General features: G+C 60.6%; 14 protein-coding genes and 1 pseudogene. 8 read left to right on the forward strand and 7 right to left on the reverse strand.

What is annotated here, in order from left to right; all coding sequences use genetic code 11:
* Positions 1-103: 103 nt before the first annotated feature.
* On the reverse strand, positions 104-412 hold the full coding sequence (locus tag GSQ77_RS25955) for a cation:proton antiporter (RefSeq protein WP_216854943.1): 309 nt from the start codon (positions 410-412) through the stop codon (positions 104-106).
* Positions 413-446: 34 nt separating this feature from the next.
* Here GSQ77_RS25955 and GSQ77_RS25960 point away from each other — a divergent pair, with 34 nt between their 5' ends.
* Positions 447-2,315: a chloride channel protein gene (locus tag GSQ77_RS25960; RefSeq protein WP_158906191.1), complete on the forward strand. Its 1,869-nt coding sequence runs from the start codon at positions 447-449 to the stop codon at positions 2,313-2,315.
* A gap of 723 nt (positions 2,316-3,038) precedes the next feature.
* A complete protein-coding gene (locus tag GSQ77_RS25970; protein ID WP_158906195.1) occupies positions 3,039-3,404 on the forward strand; it encodes a nuclear transport factor 2 family protein in 366 nt (121 codons plus the stop codon).
* Between the two features lie 14 nt (positions 3,405-3,418).
* Here GSQ77_RS25970 and GSQ77_RS25975 read toward each other — a convergent pair whose 3' ends face one another.
* Positions 3,419-3,610, reverse strand: a complete 192-nt coding sequence (locus tag GSQ77_RS25975) for a hypothetical protein (RefSeq protein ID WP_158906197.1) — start codon at positions 3,608-3,610, stop codon at positions 3,419-3,421.
* A 366-nt stretch (positions 3,611-3,976) separates the two neighbouring features.
* On the opposite strand from GSQ77_RS25975, the gene GSQ77_RS25980 reads away from it, so the two are divergent.
* Both GSQ77_RS25980 and GSQ77_RS25985 read left to right on the forward strand, forming a co-directional pair.
* Complete coding sequence (locus tag GSQ77_RS25980) at positions 3,977-5,374, forward strand: DEAD/DEAH box helicase (RefSeq protein WP_158906199.1); 1,398 nt, start codon at positions 3,977-3,979, stop codon at positions 5,372-5,374.
* Positions 5,375-5,761: 387 nt separating this feature from the next.
* Positions 5,762-6,463: pseudogene (locus tag GSQ77_RS25985) on the forward strand (cysteine--tRNA ligase); the annotation flags it as partial.
* A gap of 100 nt (positions 6,464-6,563) precedes the next feature.
* Here GSQ77_RS25985 and GSQ77_RS25990 read toward each other — a convergent pair.
* Positions 6,564-7,142 carry a TetR/AcrR family transcriptional regulator gene (locus GSQ77_RS25990; RefSeq protein WP_254067793.1) on the reverse strand — a complete coding sequence of 193 codons (579 nt, stop codon included), beginning with the start codon at positions 7,140-7,142 and terminating at the stop codon, positions 6,564-6,566.
* Positions 7,143-7,331: 189 nt separating this feature from the next.
* On the opposite strand from GSQ77_RS25990, the gene GSQ77_RS25995 reads away from it, so the two are divergent.
* Positions 7,332-8,792 carry an amidase gene (locus GSQ77_RS25995; protein ID WP_158906608.1) on the forward strand — a complete coding sequence of 487 codons (1,461 nt, stop codon included), beginning with the start codon at positions 7,332-7,334 and terminating at the stop codon, positions 8,790-8,792.
* 302 nt (positions 8,793-9,094) lie between these two features.
* On the forward strand, positions 9,095-10,648 hold the full coding sequence (locus GSQ77_RS26000; RefSeq protein WP_254067794.1) for an MmgE/PrpD family protein: 1,554 nt from the start codon (positions 9,095-9,097) through the stop codon (positions 10,646-10,648).
* Between the two features lie 42 nt (positions 10,649-10,690).
* On the opposite strand, the gene GSQ77_RS26005 is transcribed toward GSQ77_RS26000, so the two are convergent.
* From GSQ77_RS26005 to GSQ77_RS26015, 3 genes are all read right to left on the reverse strand, one after another.
* The gene (locus GSQ77_RS26005; protein ID WP_158906203.1) at positions 10,691-11,035 is read right to left on the reverse strand and encodes a collagen-like protein; all 345 of its coding nucleotides are present in this window, start codon (positions 11,033-11,035) and stop codon (positions 10,691-10,693) included.
* A gap of 403 nt (positions 11,036-11,438) precedes the next feature.
* A complete protein-coding gene (locus GSQ77_RS26010; protein ID WP_158906205.1) occupies positions 11,439-12,125 on the reverse strand; it encodes a PQQ-binding-like beta-propeller repeat protein in 687 nt (228 codons plus the stop codon).
* A gap of 9 nt (positions 12,126-12,134) precedes the next feature.
* Positions 12,135-13,370, reverse strand: a complete 1,236-nt coding sequence (locus GSQ77_RS26015; RefSeq protein WP_158906207.1) for a helix-turn-helix domain-containing protein — start codon at positions 13,368-13,370, stop codon at positions 12,135-12,137.
* A 124-nt stretch (positions 13,371-13,494) separates the two neighbouring features.
* On the opposite strand from GSQ77_RS26015, the gene GSQ77_RS26020 reads away from it, so the two are divergent.
* Complete coding sequence (locus GSQ77_RS26020; RefSeq protein WP_158906209.1) at positions 13,495-14,310, forward strand: DUF899 domain-containing protein; 816 nt, start codon at positions 13,495-13,497, stop codon at positions 14,308-14,310.
* Positions 14,311-14,318: 8 nt separating this feature from the next.
* Positions 14,319-15,221, forward strand: coding sequence for a DUF2182 domain-containing protein (locus GSQ77_RS26025; RefSeq protein WP_158906211.1), 903 nt, complete (start codon positions 14,319-14,321; stop codon positions 15,219-15,221).
* A gap of 9 nt (positions 15,222-15,230) precedes the next feature.
* Here the strand turns inward: GSQ77_RS26025 and GSQ77_RS26030 are convergent, their stop codons facing one another.
* Positions 15,231-15,434, reverse strand: a complete 204-nt coding sequence (locus GSQ77_RS26030) for a hypothetical protein (RefSeq protein WP_158906213.1) — start codon at positions 15,432-15,434, stop codon at positions 15,231-15,233.
* Positions 15,435-15,496 lie beyond the last annotated feature (62 nt).

A 15,496-nucleotide genomic window follows, 5' to 3' on the forward strand; every position in this document is an offset into this window, starting at 1 on the left:
CAAAAAACCACGACACGCTGGCAATGCTGGGCTCACTCCGACCGGTAGCAATATCAAGGATCGTCAGAAAGATTACAGCGCCGACACCGTCGTTGAATAGGCTCTAGCCAGTGATCCGGGTTTCCTGGTCCTTCGGCGCTCCCGCCTTCTTGAGAATGCCCAACACCGCAATGGGGTCGGTCGGCGAGATCAGTGCGCCAAACAGCAATGCAAAGATGAAGCGCAGCTCATATCCCAGCAGATAAGCTGCGCACCAGAACAAGGCGCCTATGACAAACGTGGAAATGATGGTGCCAAGCGTGGAAAGGTCAGAGCAGATAGAAGAATACGCCCGTCCAGCATGGCGCGCGGGCTTGCACCGCCGCCGAGATGGGCCGCTCGAACGTCCCGGCCCAAGGACTGTCCAAGCCAAGACGCATCCGTGCCACGCACCTGAGGGTAGCAAGATGGCTGACGACCTAGATCAATCTGACGAAGCAGTACTGGGCGATACGCGGCACGTCCGGGTCGCCTCGACCCAGCCCGACCCCGCTCCTCAAGCGGACGAAGACTCCCCGGCGCCGATGGCTTTGCCCTGGCTATGTTGTCTCGCGTTCGTTGTAGGCATCGTAACGGGGTTGGGCGCCGTCATCTTTCGCGGACTGATCGGGTTCGTACACAACGTGCTCTTTCTCGGTCAATTTTCGTTCGCGTACGATGCCAGCATTTTCACGCCCGCGGCACCCTGGGGGGCGTTTGTGATTCTCGTGCCGGTCGTGGGTGGGCTCGCTGTCACCTGGATCGTGAGTAACTTTGCGCCGGAAGCAAAAGGGCACGGTGTGCCGGAAGTCATGGACGCCATTTATTACAAACGTGGTGTGATCCGTCCCGTGGTCGCCGTGGTGAAGTCGATTGCTTCGGCACTCGCGATCGGCTCCGGTGCTGCTGTGGGACGAGAAGGGCCCATCATCCAGATTGGCTCGGCGCTGGGCTCGACGCTCGGGCAGATCATGCGAATGACGCCCGGTCAGCGCATCACTCTCGTGGCCGCTGGAGCCGGGGCCGGCATCGCGGCGACGTTCAACACGCCGATTGGTGGTGTGCTTTTCGCCACCGAACTGATGATGCCCGAAATCAGCGTCAACACCTTCCTGCCCGTTGCGATTGCGACGGGTACCGCGACGTTCGTCGGACGACTCTTTTTCGGCGCGATGCCGGCTTTCTTCGTGCCGCAACAGCTCGGCGCGATGCCCAACCAACTCGGTAGCGCGGTCACGCTGATTCTCTATGCGTTGCTCGGCGTGGTGGCCGGCGTTGCTGCTACGCTGCTGGTTCGTACGCTTCACTGGGCCGAAGATGCATTCGACCGGGTGCCAGGGCGTTACTTTCGTCATGCACTCGGCATGTTGATGGTTGGCGTGACGATGTACTTGCTATGGCGCAATGCGGGCCATTATTACATCGAAGGGGTCGGCTATGCGACGATCCAGGCAACGCTCTACGGCCAATTGCAAGGCGGTGCGTTCCTGCTGATGCTGGCGGTGTTCAAGATGCTCGCGACATCAATCAGCCTCGGCTCCGGTTCGTCGGGCGGTGTGTTCTCCCCGTCGCTCTTCATCGGCGCGACGCTCGGCGCATCGTTTGCTTCGCTGATCTCGATGGTGTGGCCGGGAGCACCGGTCAGCGCACCCGCATTTGCGATGGTTGGAATGGGTGCAATGGTTGGCGGCGGCACGGGCGCTGCAATGACGGCCGTCGCGATGATCTTCGAGATGACTCGCGACTACGACATTGTGCTGCCCATGATCATTGCCGTAGCCTTTAGTCTTGGCGTTCGCCGCATGCTGTCACGGGAAAGCATCTATACGCTCAAGCTCGTAAGGCGTGGACATCCCATTCCCACTGCGTTACACGCCAACATGTTCCTGGTACAGAACGCAGCCCAGGTGATGGAGACTGACGTCTTTGTGCTCGATGCGGACACGCCCTTTCGCGACATGCTTGCACGCTCGGAAGGGGTTCCATTTCGGCACGTCGTAGTGACGAAGGAGCAGGAGATCTATGGCGTACTACGCATCAATACGGGACTGCGCCGCGCAGTGAGCCAGGGTGAGGCTGATATCACGCTCGGCGTTTTGGCGCAGCGTAACTTCATTGTCGTGCGCGAGAACGAAGTCGCTTTCAGCGTCATTACCCGGCTCTGGAAACAGCATGCGGTCATGGCGGTCGTCGTCGGAGGACAGGAAGGGCACGATCCCACCAGAGTGCTCGGCGTGATTGCAAAAGAACACATTGCGGACTCGGTTGCAAGCAGTATCAGGATCTTTCCGGGGTAGACTAGGAGGGCAACCTCCGTGTCCCGGATAGCATGCGAGGCACTGCGTGGAAGCCCGTGAAAAGTAGCCGGCGCAGACCTCGGTCAAGGAGGGTCAAGTGAGCCATAAACATAGCCTGTGGGCCGCCCGAAGACGTATCAGCAGGGCTCTTCACCTAGATGCATTGAAAGGTTTATCCAGTTTCGGAATGACGTCGACAGAGACGACGCCCGAGTGGGTGATTGTTTACCGGACCGCACGGGGGTTCTGCTGTATGTACCACGACGCCCCGGTGGAGTTAAGGGAAATGCTCGATGTCCAGATCTGGGCCGAGGAAATGGACGTGCAGACGTACTTCATCGGCCTTTGAAAAGAGCCTGAGCGACAGCGAGAAGGGGCGCGAGGACATTCGCCTTCAACTTTGACGAAGGAAGCGAGATATGTCACGGCGCGCCTAATTGCTTATCCGGACAGCCGCGATTTCGCCGCGACCACTTGCAACTGGTCGCGCTGCCGTCGGGAGTCAAACATCCCCCAGCCGAGTCCGAACTGAGATTGGCGTCTTGTCATCTGCGTAGGAGGCAGCACACGCCGTTCCGAAAATCGCACTGACTCATCCTGAGCCGTTCATCATCTGACTCAGTGCGGCCAGGAACGGCCATTCGACAGCATCGCTCAGATCGCCGACAATCGGCATGCAATCACGGTGAAATCTGCAGGAAAACCTTGTTGACGGAAACGACGATGACATACGAAGATGCCGAAGCTCATGCGAACGACTGGATCGAAGCCTGGAACTCTCACGACCTGGAGCGGATCATGTCGCACTACTCACAAGATGTGGTGTTCGAGGCCGAAACAGTTAGGGCGCGTTGGGAGAAACCGGACGGCAAACTCTTCGGAATCGCGGAACTGAGGAAACACTTCGCCTTAGGTCTGAAACTGGCACCGCAGCTGAAATTTCAGCTTGAACAGGTGCTCCTCGCACCCTCAGGCTACGCAATTCTGTACAGAAGGGAAAGCGGGAATCGTGTGATGGACTGCGTCACCATGAATGATGCCGGTCAGGCGGCGAAGGTGATTGCATACTACGCAGGCGTGCAGCGATAGGTGTGTGGGCGACGCTAGCGACGTCCGCTACGGCCCCACACGTAGCGCACCCAACGTTGCCAACGGCTCTGCGGCGGAGCGAGATGGTCGCGGGTTGCCTGCGCGCCGCGGTCACGCTCGACGCTCTTCTGAACCTGTTCGTGGATCTGGCGCAACGTCAAGCCGCCGGGTCCTTTTAGGTTGTCGGGATCTGGCTTGTCTATCATAGCAATGGCCTATTCTTGATGAGTCGACTTGATCTTGATACATATGGGCAGTCGCGGCAAGCACGGTTGGCGCCAGGAGCGGTCATCGAGTGTGGTGTCTCAGGTTATGCGTTTCGTTGCCGATATTCAATACAACAAAGAGGAAAAGCGGTGGATACAAACAGCTCCATGTTCGAGCCAACTACGTTGGGGCTGGCGCTGGCGGCAGTTCTGCTCATCGGTGTCTCGTAGAACAGCTTGCCGGCGCGGCGCCCGGCACCGCTACGTTTTTCAGTATCGATCAACCTCGATCTTTTTGACCATTGATCTGCGCGGCGCAATGAGGCGGTAACAGCTAGAATTGCGGCTTTAGCATGGAATACCTCAATGTCTTTTGCGTCGCTTGGCCTGATCGATCCCTTGCTGCGTAATCTGCAGGACCTCAATTACCAGATACCTACGCCGGTGCAGGCCAAGGCGATTCCTGCCGTGCTCAGTGGCCGCGACGTCATGGCTGCGGCACAGACCGGCACCGGCAAAACGGCGGGTTTTGCGCTGCCGCTGTTGCAACGGCTGGTGCAACACGGCCCGACGGTGTCCAGCAACCGCGTGCGTGTTCTGGTGCTGGTGCCCACGCGTGAACTGGCCGAACAAGTGCTGCAAAGCTTTATCGATTACGGCAAAGGCCTCGACTTACGATTTCTGGCCGCCTACGGCGGTGTGAGTATCAACCCGCAGATGATGAAGTTGCGCAAAGGGGTGGATGTGCTCGTTGCCACGCCGGGCCGTTTGCTAGATCTCAATCGCCAGAACGCAGTGCATTTTGATCAAGTACAAACACTGGTGCTGGATGAAGCCGACCGCATGCTGGATCTGGGCTTTGCGCGCGAACTCAACGCCGTCTTTGCTGCCTTGCCCGCTCAGCGCCAGACCCTGCTGTTCTCTGCCACGTTTACCGATGATATCTGTGCCATGGCGGCGGGCATTCTGCGCGGCCCGGTCAATATCAGCGTCAGCCCACCCAATGCCACGGCCAGCAATATCGAGCAGTGGGTGGTGCCGGTGGATAAAAAGAACAAGCCTGACCTCTTCATGCACCTTGTGGCTAAGAACAACTGGGAGCACGCGCTGGTGTTCGTCAAAACCCGCAATGGCGTGGATTACCTGGCGGCCATGCTGGATGAAGCGGGCTATGCGGTCGACACTATCCATGGCGACAAACCGCAACCCGCCCGCATGCGTGCGCTGGAGCGCTTCAAGACGGGCGAAGTACGTATGCTGGTAGCCACCGATGTGGCTGCGCGCGGGCTGGATATCGACGATCTGCCGCTGGTGATCAACGTTGATCTGCCAATCGTGGCGCAAGACTATGTGCACCGTATCGGCCGTACCGGCCGCGCGGGCGCCAGCGGCGTGGCGGTGTCCCTTGTGTGTGCCGATGAAGCGCCGCAACTGGCCGCGATTGAAGCGCTGATCCGGCAAACGCTGCCCCGTGAAGAAGAGCCGGGTTTTGAAGCCGACCACCGCGTGCCGCAAACTAGCGCGACGGGCCAGATCATCAAGAAACCCAAAAAGCCTAAGAAGTCGAACGTGCTGCAAGCTGGCGAAAACAAACTCAAGCCTGAGGCGCAGCGCGCTGTGGCCGCGGGTAAAGGCACAAGCTTGTCCAGCGGTAACCCATTCAGTCTTCAAAAGCCACGCAGCAAAGCCGCCAGCAAGCCAGTTGCGGGTTCACGTAAGCCGGTTGGCAAACCCGCTGGTGGCCGTGGCAAACGCCAATCCTGATCCGTGGGGATGAGTAACGCCCGCCCTGGAACAGGCTGGCGGTTTGCGGCGCGCTGGCAGGCAGCGGCGCGGCCGGCGGGTAACGGAGCCTCGCGACTCGGTTGACCGCCAATTCCGGGTTCGGCCAGGAGCGGTCGTCCGGAAGAACTCGCTGAAAGCGGCCATTCGCCGGTATTGACCTGCGCAGCCAATAAACGCTAGGATTGTGAGCATGCCCAGTCGCACCAAACTCCTCTTTTCGCTGGTCCGTGCATGTTGTCAAAACGTGCCGAGGGGAAGTTGCGTCTAGCAATCTAGCTACACGTTGAATCAATCGCCTCTGGCCGCCCGTTGTAAAACCGGCGGCCTTTTTGTTTTTGCCTGCCCCCTTCGAGACGGAGAGAGTTGATGCCGCTTGCGCTGTATGACACCTGGTCGCGTACCGTGCGCCCGTTCACGCCAATCCATGCTGGCCACGTTGGCATCTATTGCTGCGGACCCACCGTCTATGACCATGCGCATATCGGTAATCTGAGAACGTATGTGTTCGAAGACATCCTGCGCCGGGTGCTGATGCGCAACGACTATGAGGTCCGCCACATCGTCAATATCACCGACGTCGGCCATCTGACCTCGGATGCCGATGAAGGCGAAGACAAGATGGAAAAAGGTAGCAGACGGACCGGAGAGTCGGCATGGGCTATCGCTCAGCGCTACACCGAGGCCTTTGTCGCGGATTGGCATGCCCTCAACTTGCTGGAACCGACGGTATGGTGCCGTGCGACCGATCACATCGCCGAACAAATAGCGTTCATCAGCGAGTTGGAACGATTCGGCTACGTGTATCGGACCAATGACGGTCTCTATTTCGACACAAGCAAGCAGGATAACTACGGCTTTCTGGCCCGGCTCGACCGCGCCGGCCTGCAGGCGGGCAAGCGCGTCGCAGTCGGCGACAAGAAGAACATCACGGATTTTGCGCTATGGAAGTTCAGTCCGGCTGGCATCACGCGGCAGATGGAATGGGATAGCCCATGGGGGCGCGGATTTCCAGGTTGGCATATTGAGTGCTCGGCTATGTCGGCAAAGCATCTCGGCATCTGGTTCGATAGATATTGGAGCAGGCAGCGAGCAAGCACGCCACGACGAACAAACCCGTAAATGCGATCACCTATGCCGGCGGATTCTGGTGCTCGACAAATCTCGCCTTTTACTTCTTTTTTGGCGTCCTTCGCCCCGCACCGCCTGGCAATGCCGACTGCCGTGCGACGATCGCATTTACGATGCGTGGCAGGCGTACGCCGATATTGCGAACCGACATGTTTTGGGCAGCGACCTGTGCCCCTTCCAGCACGAACATGATTTCGCTCGCGGTGTCGTCGGGCGACGCGAGACCCGCTGATTTACACAGCCCTCCAAGACGTTTCAACTGACGCGCCTTGTGTTCCTCGATCAATTGGCGAGCCGGATGATTGCGGTCCGGCAGTTCCGCGATCGAGTTGATAAATGGACAACCACGTTGCGACCAGGCGGCGACTTCGTCGGCTATGAAGGTCGCCCAGCCACGAATCTGTGCTTGAGGATCGCCAACGAGAGCCGACTCAATAGCGTCAAATGCAGCCCAATAATGCCCCGTTACTTTTCGCAACCATTCAACCACTAACGCATCCTTGGACTGGAAATGGCGATACAGCGCCATTTTCGTGGTGTTGGCACGCGCAGCAATTGCTTCGACACCGGTTGCATGAATCCCTTCGGCATAAAACAGCTCGGCCGCAGCGGCCAGCACCCGCTCGCGCGGTGGCAACGAGCGCTCTGCGCCCTTTTCGACAATCTGGAAATTTTTCATATCACATTGACAATGATACCGGTCGGTATCAGTATACGGCCCTCATAGATACCGATCGGTATCGTACCATGATGGCTCCGCAGTCGTGCCGGGTCGTGTCGCCATCGTCAGTCATTGGAGAAAATCATGATGAAGCTGTCCGAGTATGTAAGCTACGACGCCGTAGGCCTTGGCGACCTCGTCTCCCGCGGCGAAGTAAGTTCGCAAGAGCTTTCGCAAACTGCCCTTCGTGCATGTGAAGCGGTCAATCCACACATCAACGCAGTGATCGAAACCTGGCAGCCCGAGCCGGCGGACATTGCGCGCGAATTGGGCGGTAGATCGCCACTCGCAGGCGTGCCGTTCCTGATCAAGGATGTCGGCGTGACGATGGCAGGCAGGAAGCTCGAATTCGGCAGCCGTCTGGCTGAAGGGTTCACGGCGGCCGCTGATTCGATCCTGATGCAGCGCTTTCGCAGCGCCGGACTCGTTACGTTGGGACGAACGACTACGCCAGAGTTCGCGTGGAGCGGCACGACGGAATCCGCCCTGTGCGGCCCGACGCGCAACCCATGGGATACGGCGCGTGGCGCGGGTGGCTCCAGCGGCGGAGCTGCGGCGGCGGTCGCCGCCGGCATCGTGCCGCTTGCTCACGCAACGGACGCGGCCGGCTCGATTCGCATTCCATCGGCAACGTCTGGCTTATTCGGCCTGAAGCCCACCCGTGGCCGCGTCTCGAACGGGCCTTCGCTCGACGAGGCAATCAACGGGCTTGCAGCACAGCTCGGCGTCAGTCGCTCGGTACGTGACAGTGCGGCATTGCTCGACGCAGTGCATGGAGCGACCGGCGGAGAAGCGTTCGTGATCGCGCCACCGTCAGCGAGCTATCTTGCGCAGGTCAATATGGCGCCGGGGAATTTGAGGATCGGCATGATGCCACAGGCATGGGGTGGAAAGCGTACGATCCCTGCGATCCTTGACTGCCTAGCGGCAACATCTCGGCTCTGCGCATCGCTCGATCACGAAGTCGAAGAAGGAGGGATGCCTTTGGGCGTCAGTTGGGATGCGTTTGTTCACGCAAGCTCGGTCCTGTGGGCTGTCAACATCGCTGCATGGATAGAAGACATGGCTGCGGCGATGGGGCGCAAGATCGACGCGACGACGCTTGAACCGCAAACGCTCGCAGTGTATCGAACGGGGCTTGGAATCAGCGGCACCGAAGTCATCCGTGCGCTTGATTTACGAAACGCAGTAACCCGCTGCGTGTCGTCGTTCTTCTCCCGCTACGATCTGTTGCTGACACCGACCTTGCCCGATGTCGGGCCGGACATCGGCACGTACGCGCTGGGTGCCGAGACCATGAACGGGCACGAATGGACTAGTCGTGTGTTTGGCAATTCACCGTTCACGCCGGTCTTTAACGCAGCAGGATTGCCTGCAATGTCGGTACCGCTCTTCAACGACGAGGCAAGCGGTTTGCCGATCGGCATGCAGTTCGTCGCATCGGCGGGTCGGGAGGATCTACTCTTTCGTGTCGCGGGCCAACTTGAACAAAATTTGCCGTGGGCGACGCGGAAACCGAGTGTATGGGTGGGATCGACGATAGACTGAAAATGCTGATTCCTCGCTATATCGGTATAGCGGACGCGATACGGCGGTTCTATTGGGCCGCCCGTGGGCCCACGAAAACGACAATCCAGCAACGGACGTTCGTTATGGATGAGCGAAGGTCTGTTTGGGGTCGACTGCTGCCTGATGACTTGATTGATAGCGGACCTTCGCAGTGGGCGATGCGGTCTCATTTCATTTATGAATAGAACTTAACAATGCTTTAAGTTCAGCACCGATCCAGGCCAAAAAAACTAGGTAAAGTACGTCCACAAAAATCATCTATAAAAACAAATGGAGACGTCATGGATCGAAGGAAATTCGTAGTCGGTTTGTCATCTGTAGGAATCGGCATGCCTGTGTGGGCGGTCACCACGGACAAAACGGACACTCCAGCAGCTAGCACCACGTCGGCGTCAGCAACCGTAGGCACATCATCCACCTCCAGCGCATCGACCCACGTAACCGCGGACGTTGCCGATTTCGTCGTGCGCACCACGTGGGATGGCTTGCCTCCCGATCTGATCGAAATCGGCAAGAAATCGATCCTCGACAGCCTGGGCCTCGCGCTCGCGGGAAGGCGGGCGGATACCGGCTCGATAGTCCTGCGCTACTTGAAGGAGCTGGGCCTTGGACACAATACGCCGGATGTAAAGGCGGCCAGCGTACTGGGCACCAGCGTGCGCGTGCCGCCACGCTTTGCAGCGTTTGCCAACGGTGTTGCAATCCATGCCGACGACTTCGACGATACTCAGCTCGCGATGAACCCGACGAGGGTCTATGGACTGTTGACTCACCCGAGCGTCACGGCGCTACCCGCAGCGCTCGCGTCCGCGGAGGTGGGGCATCGGTCGGGTCGCGATTTCATGCTTGCATACCATCTCGGCGTCGAAATCGAAACCAAGATTGCCGAAGCGATAGCGCCGCGTCATTACGAGGATGGTTTTCACACGACCGGAACCTGCGGCGTGTTCGGATCCGCGATCGCCTGCGCAAAGCTGCGCGGCTTCGACAGCCGTCAGATTTGCCGAACACTGGGAGTGGCCGCCGCACAATCCAGCGGCCTGCGCGAGAACTTTGGCACGATGACCAAGCCATTTCAGGCGGGGCATGCGGCTGAGGGCGGCGTGATCGCCAGCGACCTGGTGGCACTGGGCTGGACCGCGGCCGAAAACATCCTGGAAGCGAAGCGTGGCTTCTTCGAGGCAGAGGGCGGCGGGTTCGACCCTGCCGTCATGGAGCGCCTGGGCCAGCCCTGGACGATGGTCACGCCGGGCGTCTCGATCAAGCCATTTCCCTCGGGCTCCCTGACCCACCCCGGCATGACGTTGCTGCAGCAACTTATCCGAACTCAGCATGTGCGAGCCGAGGATGTTGTGCAAGTGCGTGTGGGTGCAAGCCGACAAATGCTCAATACGCTGATCCATCACCAGCCGAAAACCGGGCTCGAGGCGAAGTTCAGTATGGAGTTCTGCGTCGCCATCCTGCTGATCACCGATGGCAAGGCTTCCCTAAATGACTTCCAGGATGACGTCGTGCGGCGCTCCGATGTCCAGGCCATGATAAGCCGCGTGGACTTCTACGATAACCCGGCGGCGGACGCGGCCGGCCTCGACAAGATGCGCACTATCATCGACATTCGCCTCAAGGATGGGCGAACCATTTCCGGACAGGCCGATTACGGCAAGGGTAGTCCACAGGACCCCGTTACCTTCGATGACGTCGTGGAGAAATTCCAGGGATGCGCCGAATATGCGCGTTTTCCGAGCAAGACGGCTGCGCAGGTTGTGGCGGTCGTGCGGGATCTTGAGGGGTTGGAAGATGTCGGTGTGTTGATCAGGCTGTTGCGCCGCACTTAGGCCACACCCCACAGCGTGTCGCCAGGGCGACACGCATCGTCCTTAGTTGGACGGCGGAACGACAACGACAGTACTACCGTTCGTCGAAACGCCACGTGCACCATTGGCACCATTGGTGCCTCGCGCGCCAGCATTACCTGTATTGCCGGTGTTACCCGTATTGCCCTGCGCGCCGGTGGCACCCGTATCGCCTGTGTACCCAGTGGCGCCAGTCGCGCCCGTGTAGCCGGTCGCACCCGTTGCACCCTTGCTACCGTTTACGCCGGAGTACCCCATATCACCTTGAGGTCCCTGATTACCCGTCAGGCCCGGAGGGCCGGCGGGGCCGGTGCATGCGCCGAGCACGATTACTGTCAGTGCGGCGACAACCAATGTTGAGTATTTCATGTGATTCCTTGATTCGACCTACGTGAATCACTCACGGTATCGTGAGCAATTTGCAAATTTGATGTGCTGGTGAACGGAGGTGATCGGCTGTAGCGGCTGAGGGCTACGCGATCATGGGTTTGCCGGGGGAACAGATTGGACAGATAGGGAGTGCGGCTTGGCACATCCCCATTTAGGGTACAGGCGAGAACCGTGCCCGGTACTGTGTTCTACATAAACACGACCTGCGCACGACGCCTGAGCAGGGGCGTGGGAGAGAATCGGTAATTTCTTTTATAAAGTAGGTAACTAACGGTGGGGCGCACCGCCGCGCGCCACGCCTTGGAACTGTTGCGTCACATACTGGCGAAACCACCTGTGGTGCTTACTTGGGTCGCTTATTTAGGTAGCCTATTTAGGTCGATCACTTGCTCGCGGAGTCGACGGGGACTTCGGCGTCGCTGTCGGCCTCGCGACCTCGCTTGGGTCGGAGCACGGCTCTCACCTTCCCGCTGTTTCCGCCGCCGCAGAAAAACCGGTCGCCGCCATCGGACTCGAGCCCCGACACGCTGACTCCCGGCGGCATGACAATCTTTTCCAGGATCTCTCCTGTGCGGGGATCGATACGCCTCAAGTCGCTCTCATCACCTTCCCAGGTGCCGTGCCAGAGTTCTCCCTCGACCCAGGTGACCCCGGTGACGAAGCGGTTGGACTCGATGGTGCGAAGAATCGCCCCCGTCAGGGGATCGACTTGATGGATCTTCCGTTCCCGATATTGTCCGACCCAGAGCGTCCCCTCGGCCCACGCGAGCCCCGAGTCACCGCCGCCGCCAGGCGCCGGAATCGTTGCGAGCACGTAGCCGGTGTTGGGATCGATCCTCTGAATGCGGCCCTCGGCGATCTGAAACAGGTGCTGACCGTCGAAGGCCGTGCCTGCATATGCCGCCACGTCAATCGAGCGCAGTATCTCCCCGCTTGCCGGATCGAAGGCATGCAACTTGTTTCCGGCAGCAAACCAGACTCGCTGTCCGTCATACGTGACGCCATGCACGCTGTCTGCACCCGGAAAGGGTCCGTATTCACTGATGATTTCGGCTGTTGATCGATTCATGTTCTCATCCTAATCACTGGGTAGTGGAGTGGGGAGTAACAAGATTGTCGTGAATCCCGGCACGGGTGGGGTCATCCACCGGCGAGCGCGTCCGCGATCGAACGACTGCACCTTGCCCGCTGTCGCAAGCGCATCGAGCGCGCGCTGCACTGTGCGCTGGCTCGCTCCAAGCGCAAGCGCCAAGGCCGAGCTCGACCACGGCTCACCGTCGGCGAGAAAGGCGAGCATCGCCCCATGCTTTTCTTCGACCGGCCGCGCCAGCACGACGACCTCGCGTGCGCGGTGCGGCACCAGCGCAAATCCTCGCTTCGTCGCGCTGACGTCGGCCAGCGTCCGAAGCACCGTGCGCAGCCGCCCGACTTCAACTCGCAGCCGCGCGCGATGCGATTCATCGGCGTGCTTCGCTCGAAATGCCCGCGCGACCAGGACGTCCCTCGGCACGTCTTCGGGCCACGCTTCGGACAGCGCGCGTGCCAGCGCGAACAACACGGGACGCCTTGCTAGCGAGACCACCGTGCGTGCTTCATGTGCGCCTGTCCCATGCACGACATGACGGCATGCGTCCACGACGAGTGCCCTCGATGCCAACAGGGCTTCAACCTCTTCGAGTAGCAAGGGTTGTTCCTGGTCACGCGTAATCAGGCGCGCTGCAGGTGTGTTGAGGACGAGCGATGCGCTTTCGACCTCCGCCGTCAGCGCCGGGATACCCGCGCGGCGTGCCGCGTGCCGGGCGCGCGCGAGTGCCGCGCGCGCCGTCTTTGTCCGCAGGCGCCGCATCGCAATCGCCGCAACGACCAACTCGTGGGTGGCCCTCAGCGCAGATGGCAACGGAGCCGGATCTAACTCGGCGAGCGTACGCTCGGCCTCGTCGAGGCGCCCGATCAAAAGGTAGCGCCGCACCTCGAGACATCGCGCGTGCGCGGCATTCACCCGGTCGCCGTGCGCTTCGAGCGTCGCCCGGGCTGTGTCGAGCGCTTTCGCAGGCCAGCCCAGGTCGCGCGAGACGAGTGCGATCTCGGCCTCGGCGACGACACATCTCGCGCGGGCCACGGCCTCTTTCGGACCGAAGGCACGCGCCGCACTGCGCACGAGAGCCTTCGCTCGAACGAGATCGCCGAGCTGCGCCATCGCGATACCTCGAAGCGCAAGCGCGGGCGCGTCGTCGCGCAAGGCGACCCAGTTCAGTGCACCGAGAGGGTCCCCCGCCGCGAGCGCATGCGCCGCAGCCGTGATTAGCGAGTCCATCTGAATCGCGCCACGATTGTCACTCCTACTGTTCGATGCCCGAGTACTAATCTAGCACGACCAACCCCTACGTCGTAACGAGAACCGAGCGAACGATGCAGGACACCTAATGGAGAGAGGAACCATGACGACGCATATGACAGTGACACCCGAAACGTGGCTGGCGGCCCGCCTCGAGCTGCTCGAGGCGGAGAAGGAACTCACGCGGCGCAGCGACGCGCTGGCGCGGCGACGTCAGGAGCTGCCGTGGGTTCGGGTCGACAAGGATTACCGGTTCGAGACTTCTGAGTTTGAGACCGCTGAAGGAAACGCCTCGCTGGCAGACCTCTTCCAAGGGCGCTCGCAGCTGCTCGTCTACCATTTCATGTTCGGGCCCGACTACACGGCGGGGTGTCCATCCTGTTCGGCGATCGCTGACGGGTTCAACGGTTTTGCCGTCCACCTGGCGAACCACGACGTCACGCTAGCGGCGGTGTCGCGGGCGCCGCTAGCGAAGTTGCAGGCGTACAAGCGCCGGATGGGGTGGACCTTCCCCTGGGCGTCCTCGCAGGGCAGTGACTTCAATTTTGACGTCAACGTTTCGTTCACCGAGGAGCAACAGCGCGAGGGCGCCATCGAATATAACTACCAGCGCGGCGGCCACGCGATGGACGCGGCACAGGTCCCGGAGCCCGTCGCCCAGTTCGCGGCCACGTGCGGAACCGATGCGCCCACGTATTCGCGCGACAGACCGGGCATGAGCGCGTTCGTGCTCGAGGACGGCGTCGTCTATCATACCTATTCCACCTATGCGCGCGGACTCGACGGTCTGTGGGGCATGTACCAGTGGCTCGACCACGCTCCCAAGGGGCGCAATGAGACGGGCGTCTGGTGGCGTCGGCACGATGAGTACGGCGAGTCGGAAAAGGACCCAAAGCATCGCAAGTACGATGGGCGCTGAGCCAAATCATGGGTCTCGTCGGCGCAACCGGCGGGCGTAAGATGTCGCGGCGCACGGTTTCCGAGCGAGCGTCCCGGCGAGCCTTCTTCGGCGCCTCGGCGCTGCTCTTTGCCGCCAGCGCGGCGATGACGATAGTTTGGTGCACGTCCATGTCGGCCATGGGCGGGATGCCGATGCCCGGCGGCTGGACGATGTCGATGGCGTGGACGCCGATGTGCGGGCAGACGTGGCTCAGTGTCGCGGCGTCGTTCCTGCGCATGTGGGTCGTGATGATGGTAGCTATGATGCTGCCATCCTTGGCGCCCATGCTGTGGCGCTACCATCAGGCTGTCGGGGCTGTCGGGGCAACTGGCGAGGCAAGCGATGCAAGCGATGCAAGCGATGCAAGCGATGCAAGCGAAACCCGCCGGGCTCGACTGACCGCGCTGGTGGCCGTGGGGTACTTCTGCGTGTGGACCGCGTTCGGAATGGCCGTCTTTGCGCTGGGCGCTGCGCTTGCGACGCTCGAGTTGCAGCTAGCGGCGCTGGCGCGCGCCGTGCCGATCGCGGTCGGTGTGGTCGTCCTGATCGCGGGGGCGCTGCAGTTCACCGCGTGGAAGGCACATTATCTTGCCTGCTGCCAGGCGGCACCGCAGCGCGGCCGTGCGTTGCCGGCGGCCGCATGCGCGGCCTGGCGACACGGTCTGCGCCTCGGCCTGCACTGCAGCTACTGCTGTGCAGGGCTGACCGCAACCCTTGTCGTCGTCGACATCATGGATCTGCGCGCGATGGCTGTCGTGACGGCAGCCATCAGCGTCGAACGCCTCGCACCGTCCGGGGAGCGTGTCGCGCGAGTCATCGGAGCCGTCGTCATCGGGGCAGGGTTATGCCTGATCGCGCAAGCCGCCGGGCTAGCCGCAGGGCCAGCATGAAGCATCCCTTCAGCTCTTACGAAAACGGGAGACCGCCTTCAGCACTCGGTCACCGTGGGTCGTGACCAACGAGACGTGCCGCCCTTCCGCAAGACTCTCCAATGAAACGAGCTGGCGCTCCAATAGGGCATCGAGATCGGCGCGATCCAGGTCAATTTGTTCCTGGGCATTCTTCACCAACATCAGCGTTGCGAATTCGTGTGGACTGAGCATCTTTGTCTCCGAAAGAACATGGGGACTTGGCGCAAAGGCGCCGGGAGGTTAGGCTAACCGGG

The sequence above is a fragment of the Burkholderia sp. L27(2015) genome (genome assembly GCF_009765705.1).
Classification (GTDB): Bacteria; Pseudomonadota; Gammaproteobacteria; order Burkholderiales; family Burkholderiaceae; genus LMUX01.